The organism is Paenibacillus aurantius, assembly GCF_032268605.1.
In the GTDB taxonomy this organism is placed as follows: Bacteria; Bacillota; Bacilli; order Paenibacillales; family NBRC-103111; genus Paenibacillus_AO; species Paenibacillus_AO aurantius.
Genome location: NZ_CP130318.1, coordinates 1,118,001 through 1,133,133 on the forward strand (window position 1 = coordinate 1,118,001; position 15,133 = coordinate 1,133,133).

Genomic DNA, 15,133 nt, shown 5'->3' on the forward strand with positions numbered 1-15,133 from the left:
TAGTAGAAAGAGAAGAAAGTGCATGCCGAAGAGTAAGAAAAAGAGCAAAAAACCCCGTTTGCGGAGGTACCACCTTTTGATGATTTGCGCGGTAACCGCGGCCGCCGCTCTAGGAGCGACGGAGGTTTTGTCGAAGGAGCGCAAAAGCCGTTCCGCCGTTCCGCCGCAGCCGTCGCCGGCCGCGGTGATTGTGAATTTGCCTAAGGCCGAGGCGGTACCGCCTGAAGGGCCGGCCCTGCCGGCCAAAGCCGTCCAGGCGGACGGGACCGGGCCGAAACCCGCCGTCACGGTGCCGCCGGGGACCGCACAGAGCCCGGGCAAACCGGCCGACGCCAAGCCTTCGGCCACGCCGGCCATTACGGGATCCCCGGCACCTAGCCTGGAGCCGCAGGCCACGCCGCAGCCGAGTGCGGCTCCCGCGAAGCCGCAGACGGGGGCAGGGAATTATCCTCCCGCCGATCCGGCAAAGAAGGTGGCCCTCACCTTCGATGACGGCCCCGACGGCAAGTACACTCCGCAAATACTCGATATCCTGAAAGCCCAGCATATCCAAGCCACGTTCTTTGTCATCGGCAAGCATGCGGAAGCTTATCCGGGCATGATCAAGCGGATTGCCTCGGAAGGTCATTCTCTGGGAAACCATTCCTGGGACCACGCCCAGCTGACCAAGCTTCCGGATGAAGAGATTCTTAAGGAAATCAGCCGGACCGACCAGACGCTGAAGAGCATTACGGGCTATGTGCCCTCGCTGTTCCGTGCTCCCTACGGAGCCGTCAACAAGCAGGTACAGGCGGATGTGACCGCTTCGGGGCACCGGCTCGCCGGTTGGACCGTGGACACCCGGGACTGGGACGCTACCCCGGTGGAGACCATCCTGGAATACCTTAGGAAAGAAACCGCCCCGGGTGCCGTCGTTCTGCAGCACAGCGCAGGCGGGAAGAACGGCAATCTGGACAATACAGTGGAAGCCCTGCCGCGGATCATCGATTATTTGAGGCAGAACGGCTACACCTTCGTCACGGTTCCGGAGCTGTACGGGATTAAAGAAGCCAAGTAACCGGCCTCCTTGCAGGAGAGAAGACGACCCGCTACAATAGAGGAATCGCGTCAGGAAGAAGGAGAGCCATCGTGGATTCCACCTGGATCGTTGTCATTGCCGTCATTATCATTTGCGGCGTCTTTATGTGGGGGATGAGCCAGAAATACCGAAAATAGAAGGAGCAAGGGATCAGGCGGCTGCGGCCGTCTTTTTTCTGCCGGTATAGTTGGGTAAGAAGAAACAGGCAAGACTAATGAAAAGGAGGGAAGGGCATGACGTTCGGGGCAAGGGTGCTCAAAACCGGCATAGCCGTCACGCTGGCGCTGTACATTAGCGACCTGCTCGCCTTCAAGCCCCCGGTGATCGCGGCGGTGGCGGCCATCTTCGCCATGCAGCCTTCCATTTACCGGTCCTGGAGGTATTTCCTCGAGCAGCTTCAAACGAACACATTGGGAGCCGCACTCGCCATGGGCGCGGGGACCATCTTCTCCAATAAGCCGATCGCCGTCGGGCTCGTCTGCATTCTGGTCATCATGATCTGCCTCAAGATGGGCATGGAGGAGACCGTCGGGCTGACACTCGTCACCGTCATTGCGGTCATGGAAGCCTCCGGCCAATGGGAATTTGCCTTGAATCGGTTCCTGTTAAGCTTAATCGGGATCGCCTCGGCCTGTCTGATCAACATTGTGTTCTTTCCGCCGAGGCCTAAGGAGCAGTTCATCGTTCAGATCCATACGGTGTTCGACAAGCTTTCGCTGCTGCTTCGCACCGTCATCTCAGACGAAATCAAGGAAAAGGTTTTTCGTGAGGAAAAACGGGGACTGGAGGACTCCCTTCACTCCCTGTCGGAGAAATACAAGTTGTTCGAGGAAGAGATCAAGCGGCTGAGAAAAGGAAAGTTCGGCCAGGTGCGTCTTCTTGTGGTGTATAAGCAGATGCTGCATGGCCTCCGGACGGGACTGACCGTCCTTGACGTGGTGGAGCAGCACTATTTTCAGGCGGCGCGTTCGGCGGAGACGGATAAGCGGTATGACGCCCACCTGGAGAGGCTGATCAAGCTGCATGAGCATATCATGCTGAAATTCGACGGCAAAATCAAAGCAGACAGCGCCTCCCATCTGAATGAGCGGGAGAACGAGGCGTTCATTCAGGAGACGGCCTGCCGCATGGACGGCGGGAAGGACGGCCCCGTAAGGCTGACCATCGTAGCATCGGCCATGTACGATTACGGGCATCAGCTGTTTCGTCTGGATAGATTGGTGGAGCATTACCTGAAGGGGACGGAAGACAGAGAGAGCGAATCCCTCCTCCCTGCCTGGCTGCGGAGATAAGAGAGGGGCCGGTGAGGAGAGCCCGGGCTTTCGGGTATACTAGTACCACAACACTACGGATAAGGCACTAGGAGGGATAGTCAGCCTTATAGGAGGTACGGTCTCTTATGGAACAGCGGATCCTGGGTTACCTGGCGCGTCTCGGGTATCCCGGAATATTTGCCTCTATGATGCTCGGACTCATCGGCCTCCCCATCCCCGACGAAGTGCTGATGGCCTTTACCGGCTACCTGGTCTATCGGGGAGACCTGATTTATCTGCCCGCACTCCTCTCGGCATCGGCCGGAGCCATAAGCGGCGTTTCGTTCAGCTACTGGATCGGCCGGCGGTTCGGAACTCCTCTGTTGGAGAAGTATGGCGCCCGGATCGGGCTGACGGAGGAGAAACTACGGCGTACCGAGAAGTGGTTCACCCGGTTCGGCCGGTATGCCGTGACGCTTTCCTACTTCATCCCGGGCGTTAGGCACTTGAGCGCCTACTCGGCCGGGATCAGCGGCTGGCCTTACCGGACCTTTCTCGCGTATGCGGCTCCGGGTGGACTTGTCTGGGCCTTCGTCTTCGTCACCCTGGGGCGAATGGCCGGCAGATCTTGGCTCACTTTCTCCCACACCATGCATCATTATCTGCTCTATATCGGATACGGGGCAGCCGCCGCGGCGCTGGTGGGATGGCGGCTTTATAAGCGCCGGAGGGAAGAAGCCTAGCGCTTTATCCGGAAGCCGCCCTCTAGCCCAAACCCAAAAAACCAAGGTAACGGAAACCCGTTCCTTGGTTTTTTTGGCGGCTGGGCCAGGGGCAGGGGCTCTACAAGATGACCAGGAACAGCAGGGCCAAGGCCGTCAGGTCAAGAACAAGCCTTCCGCCAAAGGCGTTAGGAGGGGGAGGGAAGAAGCCGTCCGGTCCCGGAGGAGGGGGAAAGCCCTCCGGTCCCAAAGCGGCGGATTTCGCCTTGCCCTTGCCTTTGCTTTTGCTCCGGGTTGAGGCTGAAGTGGTTTCCGCGCTCTCGTTTAAGTAAAGCTTGCCCCCGTGAACCCGGCTCAGAATGCCGATATGCTGCGTACCGTCCTGCATAACAGCACAGACAAGTCGGCCGTAGTGCGGCTTGCACGATTCCACGGTAACCGGATGAATCGGATACATTGTAACACCTCCACGAATCAGGTTTCCCTCCATCCTATTCCGCCGGCTGGGCCGCGGCTTAGACGAATGCCCGGGGGGAAGCGCCCAATTGTAAGAGGTCTCCTCATCCGCCGGCATGGGCCGGTCCGGACAGGGCTTAGGTGGAGGGAAGGGAGGGGATCAGCAGGGGGCCGAAGACGGCTATCGCCGGTCTCCGCCGAAATAAGCGAGCCCCATGGCTTCCCTTACCTCAAGCATGGTTTCGGCGGCGATTGCTCTCGCCCGGGCCGTACCCTCGAGCAGAAGCTCGTCGACCCTCTTCGGCTGGGAAGCAAAAGCGGCACGGCGCTCTCTCATAGGGTCCAGCAGGCGGTTAAGGCTCGAGCCGATCTTCTCCTTGCAGGCGGTGCAGCTAATGGTTCCGGCCGAGCAGGTCCGGCGAATCTCCGCCGCCCCTTCCGGACGGAAGGCCTCGTGGTAGGCGAAGACGGGGCAGATTTCGGGATGGCCGGGATCGTCCCGGCGGATGCGGGCGGGATCGGTCTTCGCCTTCTTCAGCTTCTCGCTCACTTCCCCGGAGGACGCATCGAGCGCGATGGCATTGCCCAGGCTCTTGCTCATCTTGCCGCGGCCGTCCAGCCCGGGGAGCCGGGGGAAATCGCCGACCAGCGCTTGCGGCTCCGGGAAAACGGGGCGGTAGAGCTCGTGGAAGCGCCGGATGATCCGCCGGGTCTGCTCCATGTGCGGGAGCTGGTCCTCCCCGACGGGAACCAGCGTCGCCTTGCAGAAGGCGATATCGGCCGCCTGGCTGACGGGATACCCGAGGAAGCCGTAATAGAGCTGGGTGTAGCCCCGCTCCGCCGCCTCCGCCTTGACCGTCGGATTGTGGCGCAGGGAGTTGACCGTGACGAACATGGAGAAGTAGACGGTCAGCTCCGCAATCTCGGGAACAAGGGATTGGACGAAGAAGGTAGCGTGCTCCGGATCCATTCCGGCGGCCAGGTAGTCCAGCGCCACATGGCGCAAATGCTCCCCGATCAACTGGGGGCGGTCATAGTGCGTGGTCAGCGCCTGCACGTCGGCCAGCAGCAGGAAAGTGTCATAGCGGTACTGAAGCTCGACGCGATTTTTGAGGCTCCCGGCGTAGTGGCCGAGATGCAGCTTGCCCGTCACCCGGTCGCCGGACAGCAAACGTTCTTTCATGGTTCATTCCTCCGTTTGTTTGGTATAGGTTCTTACGATCGCAGCGCCACCACCAGCCGTCATCCACGGCCATCACCCCCTTTCCAAAAGCCAAAAAAATAAAAATAACCCCGTCCCTTATTAAGGACGAGGTTATCGCGGTGCCACCTTACTTAGTCCGCTTGAGACGGACTCCCTCTGATGGATGGAAGGAACGTTCGGCGTTCTTCCATCCGGCGCTCTGGGCGCCTGTCTCGGGTAACGGGGAGACGTCCCGCCGCAGCCTACCGGAAGGATGGCCGTCCTCTGCCCATACGGGTAGAGGAAGCCCTTCGTTCGGTCCGGAACTCCGAAGCCCATTCGGCAGCCTGCCGCACTGATTCTCACCCGCCATCAGCTCTCTGAAGCGGCTTGGGGCTGCTTACTCTTCTTCTTCATCGTCTGGTTAGATTGAGAATCAGTGTACGCCGATTAAGAGGATTTGTCACTAGAAAGTTTTCCGGCGATTGCATTTCTTTTCCTTTTTGCCGCACAATAGAGAGAAAGGAAAGGTGGAAGAATGGCCATTTTCCGGCTTCCTATGCTACACTAGGGGAACAGACCCCAAGCCCATCCCAGCTTCCAAATACATACAGAAAGAATGATGACAATGAGCGAAATGAGAATGGACGGCGTACGCGAGCAGGGTGTGGTCATCTTCCTGTTCGGGGCGACCGGTGACCTGGCGAGCCGCAAGCTCTACCCAGCCATATACAGCATGTACCGCGAAGGGAAGCTGTCCGACAAGTTTGCCGTAGTCGGACTGGCGAGGCGCCCGCGCACCAACGAACAGTTCCGCGACGACGTGTTTCAGTCGATTCAGGAATTTGCCCGCCACAAAGCGGGTGCGGATGATCCGGAGTGGATCCGGTTTGCCGAACACTTCGAATACATGCCGCTCGACATTCACAATGTCGACGGCTTCCGCCGGCTCAGTGAGACGGCGTCCCGGCTGGAAGGGCAGTTCGGCATCGCGGGCAACCGCTTGTTCTATTTGGCCCTTGCTCCGGATCTGTTCGGCAGTGTGGCCCAGAATCTCCTCGAGGGCGGGGTGCTCGAGTGCTCCGGCTGGCACCGGTTGGTGATCGAGAAGCCGTTTGGCTTCGATCTGCCTTCGGCCGAGAAGCTGAACGCGGAGCTTCAGAGCGTGTTCACGGAGAAGGAAATTTACCGCATCGACCATTACCTGGGCAAGGAAATGGTGCAGAACATCAACGTGGTACGCTTTGCCAACACGCTCTTCGAGCCGCTGTGGAACAACAAATACATCGCCAACATCCAGATCACGCTGAGCGAGACGGTGGGTGTGGAGGACCGCGGCGGCTATTACGACCATTCCGGGGCGCTGCGGGACATGGCCCAGAACCACATGCTGCAGATGGTCACCATGATGGCGATGGAAGCGCCGAGCCGGCTGCATCCGGAAGACATCCGTGACGAGAAGGTTAAGGTTCTCCGCTCGCTTCGGGGCTTCTCGACCTCCGAGGAAGTCAGCCAGAATGTAGTCCGGGGCCAATATACGGCCGGCACGGTGAAAGGGCAGGAGAAGCCGGGCTACCGCTCGGAGGATTCCGTGAACCCCGATTCGGTGACGGAGACGTATTTTGCCGCGAAGGTGTTCGTGGATAACTTCCGCTGGGCGGGCGTTCCGTTCTATATCCGGACGGGCAAGCGGCTCCCGGTCAAGACCACCGAGGTGGTCGTGGAGTTCAAGAGCATTCCGGACAACGTCTACCTGGCCAAAAACAAACGGCTTCAGCCGAATCTGCTGGTCTTCCGGGTGCACCCTCTGGAAGGGATCTACCTGAAGATCAACGCCAAGGAGCCGGGATCGGACGAGACCATCATCCCGGTGGCGATGGATTTCTGCCAGAGCTGCCAGGTCGGCATCAACACGCCGGAGGCCTACGAGCGGCTGCTGTTCGACGCGGTCCGCGGCGATTCCACGCACTTCACCCGCTGGGACGAGGTGGCCTTGGCCTGGCAGTATGTCGACCGGATCAAGGCCGCCTGGAACGAAGGGGCTGATGACCTGCGGCTCTATCCGGCCGGCTCGTGGGGGCCGAAGGAGTCTCACGAGCTGCTTGAACGGGACGGCTTTCATTGGTGGCCGATCAACGGCCAAGAGGAAGGCGAGGTCGTCTGGGTGACGAACCGGACCGAGTAAGCGGGAAGGGAAGGGGCGGGGCACCGTAACAATAGGGGCATTTCCCTTGAGGCTAGGGTGGACCCTAAGGCTTTCCCTTATAGCGAATTTAAAAAATGAACGAGAACGGTCCTCTTCCACAAGAGGGCCGTTTTTTTGTTGTGGGCTCGACCGATGGCCCGGCAGGGAAGGAGCTGTTCGTGCCCCGTATGACGATCCGCCTAGAAGAAGCCCTTACCAGCGCCGATGGGCTTTTTCTTTTTGGGCTTGATCTTGTGACTTTTTTCACAGAGGATTCCGTTCTTCTGCTCTACACTGAAGGCAGATCAAGAACGCGCAAACGATAAAGGAGGTTACGGCGATGGCTGCACCGCAAAAGACGCAGACTCACCAATCCAGGCAGGCTCCGGAGAAAGCTGCCGCATCTCATGAGGAACAGGGGAGTTCGGAAGTAGGGGTTTCGGCGGGGGAACCCAAGCAGATGAAGGGAAGACCGGAGTTATCCGGATCGGGGAAGCCCGGAAGGGAGCGGACGGAACGGCAAGTTCCCCTGACGGCCGGCGGCCAAGCCTCTCTGGCGGCCGACAACCACGCATCACTCGTGGAGCCTGCCTCCTCCCCTCCGCAGGAGCCTGCGCTGAAAGGAACCTTTGCCGCCGTGCTTCTGCTGGGCGGGTTCCTAGCCGCCTCGTGGGTGCTTGTCTTCCTGCTGTTCCTCTACCGGAACTAAGAACGCCAACCAGCATTTAGAAAAGAGGGAATCCCATGCACATTCACCGATTGGAAAAAATTTGGCTCGCGTTCGGCATGGCCATGCTGGCCGTCTTCCTGCTTGTGATCGGAGTGTCCGCCTTCGCCATGGGCATGGCGCCGCCGACGAGCCACGCCCACGATCACAAGATCGATCCGGCCCAAGTGAAGACAACCGCTCCCTTTGACAAGCCGGGCCTCCGCCAGACGGGAGATCACGAGTACGAGGCGGTCATGACGGCCTTCACCTTCGGGTATTCCCCGAACCGGATGGAGGTTCCGGCAGGGTCCACGGTTCATTTTACGATCACGAGCTCGGATGTCGTTCATGGCTTCGAAATTCCGGGGACTAACGTCAACATGATGATCCTGCCCGGAGAGATCAACCATGCGACCTACACCTTCACGAAGCCGGGCGAGTACCTGGTGCTTTGCAACGAGTACTGCGGCGCGGCCCACGAATGGATGAAGACGGTTATCGTCGTGAAGTAACGGACTTTTTATCCGGCCGGGCTGCCTCCCGCAGCCGGCAGACGAAATAAGCCGGGCTTACGTCCGGCGCCTAAGAAACGGGGTATCCACCATGGATCCTATTCAACCGCAAAATGCTTCCGCCAAGCCCTTCGACCGCCGTGACGGCGGGCTGGTGCTGGCCCACATCCTGTTCGCCTTCGGGGCACTTCTCTTGGGAGGAATCGCCGGCGTCCTTCAAGGGATGGTCAGGGGAGGGGTGCTGACGCTGCCGGCGGGCATCGGCTATTACCAGCTTCTGACCGCCCACGGGGTGCTGATGGCGCTTATTTTCACCACCTTCTTCATCATCGGCTTCCTGTACTCCGGCCTGTCGCACACGACGGGCGGCAGCCTGCTGTCCGTTGTCCGCAGAGGAGCCTGGGCCGGCTTCGGCCTGATGGCGTTCGGAACGGTGCTCGGCACCATCCTGATCCTGCTTAACAAGGCGACGGTCCTGTACACCTTCTATGCTCCGATGAAGGCTTCCCCTTACTTCTATGTCGCCCTCGTGTTCGTCGTCGTGGGCAGCTGGATCAGCGGCTGGGGCGTCTTTTACCAGTACCGCTATTGGAAGAAAACCCATTCGGGCAAGCTCACTCCCTTGTTCGCTTTCATGGCCGTCATCACCATGCTGCTGTGGCAGGTAGCGACCCTCGGCGTCGCGGCGGAGGTGCTGCTCCAACTCATTCCGTGGTCGTTCGGCTGGGTGGAGACGGTCAATGTTCTCTTAAGCCGCACGCTGTTCTGGTACTTCGGCCATCCGCTCGTCTACTTCTGGCTGCTGCCGACCTATATTTGCTGGTACGTCATCATCCCGAAGCTCATCGGGGGGCGGATCTACAGCGACGCGCTGGCCCGCTTGTCGTTTCTCCTGCTGTTTCTGTTCTCGATCCCGGTCGGTTTCCATCACCAGCTTATGGAGCCCGGCATCTCATCCGAATGGAAGTTTCTCCAGGTCATCCTCACCTTTATGGTCGTCGTTCCGTCGCTCATGACGGCGTTCTCGCTCTTCGCTACCTTTGAGCTGAGCGGCCGGGCCAAGGGAGCCACAGGCTTGTTCGGCTGGGTCAAAACGCTTCCCTGGAAGGACGTCCGCTTCTTTGCCCCGTTCATGGGCATGCTCGTCTTCATCCCGGCAGGCGCCGGCGGGCTGATCAATGCGAGCAACCAGATGGATGCCGTCGTTCACAACACCCTCTGGGTGACGGGGCATTTCCATCTGACGGTGGCGACGAGTGTAGCCCTAACCTTTTTTGGAATCGCCTATTGGCTCCTTCCCGTCGTGACGAACCGGGTGCTGACGCCGCGGATTAACAAGCTGGGGCTTATTCAGACGATCCTCTGGTGCGTGGGAATGTTCTTCATGTCGGGGTCGATGCATACGGTCGGGCTGCTCGGGTCCCCCCGGCGCACGGCGTACACGACCTATGACAACCACCCGGACGCCGTTCTGTGGATGCCTTACCACGTGGCGATGGCGATCGGAGGCATGATTCTTTTTGCCGCCGTGCTCCTCATGATTTATAACCTCTTGGCTCTCCTCAAGGCCCCAAAGGGCCATACGGATTATCCGATCGGCGAGCCGATGGAGCCGGAAGCGGCCACTCCGCGCATTCTGGAACGGTGGAGCCTGTGGCTCGGCATCACGGTGGTGCTCATCCTGATCGCTTACACCATTCCCGTCATGGAGATGATCCAAGGGGGCGGTCCCGGATCGACGGGCTACAAGACGTGGTAGGGCAGGAAACCGCTTTGCCGCGATAAAAAGGTTCCCCGCCACCCCGCATAAACCGTTCCTGCCCGGAACGGTTTTTTCGTTACCCCTTCGTTTGGGTAAGAGGTTAGGGAGTCCTCGTCCTTCAGGCGGCGCACTCCAGTTTAAGCACGGAAAGGGGCAAGATGATGAAAGCTGTTACCTACCAAGGAACTCAATCGATTGAAGTCAAAAATGTGGCGGATCCCCGGATCGAGAAGAAGGATGATATCATTGTCCGGGTGACCACCACAGCGATCTGCGGATCGGACCTGCATATTTATCACGGCGAGATCCCCGGCATGCACGGCGATTATGTCATCGGCCACGAGCCGATGGGCATCGTTGAGGATGTCGGGCCGGACGTGACCCGGGTCCAAAAGGGAGACCGTGTCGTCATCCCGTTCAACGTTTCCTGCGGCCAATGCTTCTTCTGCCGGCATGAGATGGAGAGCCAGTGCGACCACGCCAACGATACGAAGGACACGGGCGGGTACCTGGGCTACTCCGACAGTTACGGAGGCTGGCCGGGCGGTCAAGCCGAGCTCCTGCGCGTGCCTTACGGCAACTTCATGCCGTTCGTCGTGCCGGAGGATGCCGAGATGGAGGATGAGAAGCTTCTCTTTCTTTCCGACATTCTGCCAACCGCTTACTGGGGCGTAGAGAATGCCGGCGTTAAGCCGGGGGATACCGTGATCGTGCTCGGCTGCGGGCCGGTGGGCCTGCTGACGCAGAAGTTCGCCTGGCAGAAGGGAGCAAGACGCGTCATCGCCGTCGATCATGTGGGCTACCGGCTGGAGCACGCGAAGCGGACCAATAACGTAGAGATCTTTAACTTTGAGGAGCAGAAGGGGATCGAAGGCCATTTGAAGGAAATTACCGGCGGTGGAGCCGACGTGGTCATTGACTGCGTGGGGATGGATGCCAAGAAGTCGGTCATGGAGAAGGTGCAGACGAAGCTGAAGCTTCAAGGAGGCTCCTTAAGCGCCATTGACCTGGCGGTGGACGTCGTCCGCAAGTTCGGCACCATCCAGCTGATCGGGGTGTACGGCCTGAAATACAACATGTTTCCGCTCGGCCGTCTGTTTGAGCGCAACATTACGCTGAAGTCCGGACAGGCCCCGGTTATCCATTACATGCCCGAGCTGTACAACCAGATCAAGAACGGGCAGATCGACCCGACGGACATCATCACACACCGCCTGCCGATCGGGGAAGCGGCTCATGCGTATCAAGTGTTCGACGACAAGCAGGAGGACTGCATTAAGGTTGTTCTGAAGCCTTAAGACATTTGCGAGGAACCTATCCGGCTGATGGTTAACCAAAAGCCAATTAAAAAAGCTGTGAGTCTGCCCGAAGGCAGGACTCACAGCTTTTTCGCATTCTGGGCTGGGCTTTACTGAACGACCGACAGCCGGATGACGTTCCAGGAGAAGGCAGGCAGCTCGGCGGTCAGGCGGCCGCCGTCCACGGAAGCATTGCCGCCTTGATGGGGAATCGCGTTGTCCGGATTCTCCCGGGTATTGGCCGCTTTCGGATCTTGGTTTTCGTAAACCAGGTGTTCGATGACCTTCAGCCCGCCGAAGCTCCGCAGATCGGCTTCGAGAGGAAGCTTTCCATCCAGGCTGCGGTTGACGGCGAATAGCGTGAGCTCCCCGGCTTCCTCGTTGTAGACGACGGCCGACTCCAGGTAGGGAACATCGGTAAAATCCTTGGAATCGTATTTAGGCGAGGAGACGATTGGCTGCAGCGCGACTCCCCGGCCGTAGACGGAGGCGTCCCGGTACGGGAAGAAGATCGTCTGCCTCCAGGCCTCGCCGCCGTTTGCGGTCATAATCGGGGCGATGACATTGACCAGCTGGGCGATGCAGGCCATCTTCAGGCGGTCGGCATGATTGATCATCGTGATCAGCATGCAGCCGACAAGGATGGCGTCCTCGAAGGTATACTCGTCTTCCAGGAGAGGAGGCGCTTCCGTCCATGGAGCGATCTTCTTGTCCTGGTCATTCGAGTGAAACCACACGTTCCATTCGTCGAAGGACAGGTTGATCGTTTTCTTGCTGCGTTTCTTGGCCTTGATATAGTCGCAGGTGGAGATGACAGTACGGATGAAGCTGTCCATGTCGAGAGAGCGGGCGACGAAGTTCGGGGTGTCGTTGTCCCGGTTCCCGTAATAGGTATGGAGGGAAATATACTCAACGTGTTCGTACGTGTGGTCCAGGACCGTCGCTTCCCACTCGGGGAAGGTCTTCATGGACCGGCTGGAGCTCCCGCAGGCGACGAGCTCGATCGTCGGATCGACCCATTTCATCACCTTGGCCGTTTCGCAGGCTATGCGGCCGTATTCCTCGGCCGTCTTGCTGCCGATCTGCCAGGGGCCGTCCATCTCGTTGCCAAGGCACCAGGTACGGATGCCGTGCGGCTTCTCGTAGCCGTGGGAGATCCGCAGGTCGCTCCAGTAGGTGCCGGAGGGATGGTTGCAGTATTCCACCAGATTGCGGGCCTCGTCGGGACCGCGGGTGCCCAGGTTAACCGCCATCATCACCTCGGCGTTCACCTTGCGGCACCAGTCAGCGAATTCGTTCGTGCCGACCGCGTTCGTCTCGAGCGTTTTCCAGGCGAGGTCGAGCCGCTTCTTGCGCTGCTCCCTAGGGCCTACCCCGTCCTCCCAATTGTAGCCGGAGACGAAATTCCCTCCCGGGTAACGGACGATCGGAACCTGGAGCTCGTTCACGAGATCGATGACATCCTTCCTAAAACCGCTTTCATCCGCGGCCGCATGACCGGGCTCGTAAATTCCGCCGTAAACCGCCCGTCCCAGATGCTCGATAAACGAGCCGTACAAGCGGTTGTCAATTTCCCCAAGTCGGAAAGATTTGTCCACGGTCAGGGTGGCTTTACCGGTTAGCGTCATGATAAGTCCTCCTAATAAATTAATATAAATATTAATTAAATAGTAAAGATATTAATATTTAGATTATAACTCCATCCTAAAATTTTTCAAGTTCTTTCTGGACTTGCGACTAATAAATAAACCCGGCTTGCTTAAGCCCACGCAAGTAATTAATATATAGGTTAACGAATGGAAGAGAGGGAGACAGACGGATGAAGATTACCGCAGCGGAGGAATGGCTTCCGGTATACGAAGCGCTGGCGAGCCGGGTCCGGCTTAGAATGATCGAGCTGCTCTCGGTTAAGGAGCACAACGTCAAGGAATTGGCGGAGAGCCTGGGCTTAAGCAGTGCGATCATGTCCATGCACGTCCGGAAGCTGGAGCAGGCCGGCTTGATCGTGGCGGAACCGAGAAGGTCCGGCGGAGGCAACCAGAAGGTTTGCCGGCTCGCCGTGAACCGGCTGGAGGTGGCTTTCCCGGCTGGGCGCGGGCTCGAAAGGCCGTTCGTGGAGGCGACGGTTCCCGTCGGCCATTATACCGACTTCGACATCCGGCCGACATGCGGATTGGCAACGACGGCCAAGATGATCGGCCAGTTCGACGATCCCCGTTATTTCTATGAGCCGGAAAGAGTCAACGCCGGCATTCTCTGGTTCGGCCAGGGCTTCGTCGAATACAAGATTCCGAATTATTTGCTGGCGAGCCAGCTTCCCGAGGAACTGGAGCTGTCCTTCGAGCTCGGCTCCGAAGCGCCGGGCATTAACGAGCAGTGGCCTTCGGACATCACCTTCTCCATCAACGGGAAGGAGATCGGCACGTGGACAAGCCCGGGAGACTTCGGAGGACAGCGGGGAGCCTGCACGCCGGAATGGTGGCCGGCCAACATTAATCAATACGGCTTCCTCAAAATTCTCCGGGTGACGAACGAGGGAACCTTTCTCGACGGAGAGGAGCTGTCCAAGGTGAAGATCGCCGAGCTTGAGCCCGGCCTTAAGCAGTGGACGCTGAGGTTCGAGGTGAAGCCGAACGCCAGGCATGTGGGAGGGCTCACCCTGTTCGGCCGGGGATTCGGCAATTACGGCCGGGACATCGGGCTTAAGGTTTTTTACCGGGAACGGTAGGGAGTGGTGTGCAGCAGGCGGGAAAAAGGCTATAATAGAAGGATATACGGCCATCGACCCTTTACCCGGAAGCCTATTCCGATAAGGGAGAGAGGGCCCTGTAACGGAGGGGTACCATTGTAAGTCATCATGCGGCTCGGTCGGTTCGGGTTTCCCTATAGGCATAGAGTGAAGGAAGGGTGCTATGGACAGACGCGCTTTTTTGCGCTGGCTGCTGGGAACGGCAGCGGCCGGGGCGATCGGCTTAACGGGATTATGGAGATTCGCCCGGCCGGTTACCGCCCCGGAAGGCGAGAGTGTGGCAGCCGCCGCGACGGCAGAGCCATCCCCCGGTCGGCAGGCCTTCATTGGGGCTGCGGAGACGGGCGGGGCTCTGCTGTCTTTTGCGATATTGAGCGATCTTCATATCAATCCCGATCTGCCGGAACGGGCGCAGCATCTCCGCCATGCCTTCGATGACCTTAAGGCATTCGAAACGCGGGTCGAAGCGGTCATTATGACCGGAGATCAGACGGATTACGGGCGGGACCGGGATTACAAGGAGCTCGCCGGAGTAATGAAGAAATACAAGCTTCCTCCGGTTTACGCGAACATGGGGAACCACGATTACTATAATATCTGGATGGACAAATCGGATAATTTCAGCCGGGAGACGATGCCGAACGGCAAGACGGACGAAGGCTCGCGCCGGGCTTTCCAGCAATTTTTCGAGGTGGAGAAGCCTTACAGCGAAGGACAAGTGAACGGGTTCACGTTCCTCATGATGTCACAGGAGGCTTACGTTCAGGAGAAGCCGGAGGTCAGCGAGGGCTGCTGGTATTCGGAGGAGCAGCTGAAGTGGCTCGAGGCTAAGCTTGCCGGGCAGGAGAAAGGGCGTCCGGTGTTCGTTATGATTCATCAGCCGCTGCCCGAAGCCGGCAGTGACGGAGGGGCGCACCGGGTCATTCCGGCGAAGCGGTTCCGCGCCATTCTGAAGGGGCACCCGAATGTCTTCGTGTTCTCCGGCCATACCCATCAGGATTTCAAGAACGGCCAGCCTCACTATGTAAAAGAAAGCTTCCATTGGTTCCAGAACTCGTCCGTCGGACGGGTGCTGAACCGGCAATTCCAGAACGACCGCGAGAACGAAGCCCAGGGGCTGTACGTCCAGGTTTTTGAAGATAAGGTCGTCGTCCGCGCCAGGGAGTTCACCTCCCGTTCCTGGATTGCAGGCTCCGAATGGAAGGTGGCGCTCCGAAAGGCGTAGC

General features: G+C 58.8%; 14 protein-coding genes and 1 other annotated feature. Of the genes, 11 read left to right on the top strand and 3 right to left on the bottom strand.

Features of this window, described 5'->3' with window-relative positions:
• The first annotated feature begins 79 nt into the window (after positions 1-79).
• The 3 genes from MJA45_RS05495 to MJA45_RS05505 all read left to right on the top strand — a co-directional run bounded on the left by MJA45_RS05495 (position 80) and on the right by MJA45_RS05505 (position 3,074).
• Positions 80-1,057, top strand: coding sequence for a polysaccharide deacetylase family protein (locus MJA45_RS05495; RefSeq protein ID WP_315607941.1), 978 nt, complete (start codon positions 80-82; stop codon positions 1,055-1,057).
• Between the two features lie 254 nt (positions 1,058-1,311).
• A complete protein-coding gene (locus MJA45_RS05500; RefSeq protein ID WP_315606267.1) occupies positions 1,312-2,370 on the top strand; it encodes an FUSC family protein in 1,059 nt (352 codons plus the stop codon).
• A gap of 107 nt (positions 2,371-2,477) precedes the next feature.
• Entirely contained in the window at positions 2,478-3,074 is a 597-nt protein-coding gene (locus MJA45_RS05505; RefSeq protein ID WP_315606268.1) for a DedA family protein, read from the top strand.
• A 100-nt stretch (positions 3,075-3,174) separates the two neighbouring features.
• Here MJA45_RS05505 and MJA45_RS05510 read toward each other — a convergent pair whose 3' ends face one another.
• The gene (locus MJA45_RS05510; RefSeq protein ID WP_315606269.1) at positions 3,175-3,510 is read right to left on the bottom strand and encodes a hypothetical protein; all 336 of its coding nucleotides are present in this window, start codon (positions 3,508-3,510) and stop codon (positions 3,175-3,177) included.
• A 180-nt stretch (positions 3,511-3,690) separates the two neighbouring features.
• Positions 3,691-4,692 (bottom strand): tryptophan--tRNA ligase, encoded by a 1,002-nt coding sequence (trpS, locus tag MJA45_RS05515; protein WP_315606270.1) that lies wholly within the window; start codon positions 4,690-4,692, stop codon positions 3,691-3,693.
• A 119-nt stretch (positions 4,693-4,811) separates the two neighbouring features.
• Positions 4,812-5,118 (bottom strand) — a binding site (T-box leader).
• A gap of 202 nt (positions 5,119-5,320) precedes the next feature.
• On the opposite strand from trpS, the gene zwf reads away from it, so the two are divergent.
• The 6 genes from zwf to MJA45_RS05545 all read left to right on the top strand — a co-directional run bounded on the left by zwf (position 5,321) and on the right by MJA45_RS05545 (position 11,158).
• Positions 5,321-6,877 carry a glucose-6-phosphate dehydrogenase gene (gene zwf, locus MJA45_RS05520; protein ID WP_315606271.1) on the top strand — a complete coding sequence of 519 codons (1,557 nt, stop codon included), beginning with the start codon at positions 5,321-5,323 and terminating at the stop codon, positions 6,875-6,877.
• Between the two features lie 95 nt (positions 6,878-6,972).
• On the top strand, positions 6,973-7,203 hold the full coding sequence (locus tag MJA45_RS05525; RefSeq protein ID WP_315606272.1) for a hypothetical protein: 231 nt from the start codon (positions 6,973-6,975) through the stop codon (positions 7,201-7,203).
• A gap of 14 nt (positions 7,204-7,217) precedes the next feature.
• Positions 7,218-7,586 carry a hypothetical protein gene (locus tag MJA45_RS28615; RefSeq protein ID WP_407083107.1) on the top strand — a complete coding sequence of 123 codons (369 nt, stop codon included), beginning with the start codon at positions 7,218-7,220 and terminating at the stop codon, positions 7,584-7,586.
• 35 nt (positions 7,587-7,621) lie between these two features.
• The gene (locus tag MJA45_RS05535; RefSeq protein WP_315606273.1) at positions 7,622-8,098 is read left to right on the top strand and encodes a cytochrome c oxidase subunit II; all 477 of its coding nucleotides are present in this window, start codon (positions 7,622-7,624) and stop codon (positions 8,096-8,098) included.
• A gap of 91 nt (positions 8,099-8,189) precedes the next feature.
• Positions 8,190-9,857, top strand: a complete 1,668-nt coding sequence (locus MJA45_RS05540; protein ID WP_315606274.1) for a b(o/a)3-type cytochrome-c oxidase subunit 1 — start codon at positions 8,190-8,192, stop codon at positions 9,855-9,857.
• Positions 9,858-10,021: 164 nt separating this feature from the next.
• On the top strand, positions 10,022-11,158 hold the full coding sequence (locus MJA45_RS05545) for a zinc-dependent alcohol dehydrogenase (RefSeq protein ID WP_315606275.1): 1,137 nt from the start codon (positions 10,022-10,024) through the stop codon (positions 11,156-11,158).
• A gap of 110 nt (positions 11,159-11,268) precedes the next feature.
• On the opposite strand, the gene arfA is transcribed toward MJA45_RS05545, so the two are convergent.
• Positions 11,269-12,786, bottom strand: coding sequence for an arabinosylfuranosidase ArfA (gene arfA, locus MJA45_RS05550; protein ID WP_315606276.1), 1,518 nt, complete (start codon positions 12,784-12,786; stop codon positions 11,269-11,271).
• Positions 12,787-12,977: 191 nt separating this feature from the next.
• Between arfA and MJA45_RS05555 the strand changes: the two genes are divergently transcribed.
• Complete coding sequence (locus MJA45_RS05555; RefSeq protein WP_315606277.1) at positions 12,978-13,886, top strand: ArsR/SmtB family transcription factor; 909 nt, start codon at positions 12,978-12,980, stop codon at positions 13,884-13,886.
• A gap of 184 nt (positions 13,887-14,070) precedes the next feature.
• The gene (locus MJA45_RS05560; RefSeq protein WP_315606278.1) at positions 14,071-15,132 is read left to right on the top strand and encodes a metallophosphoesterase family protein; all 1,062 of its coding nucleotides are present in this window, start codon (positions 14,071-14,073) and stop codon (positions 15,130-15,132) included.
• Position 15,133 lies beyond the last annotated feature (1 nt).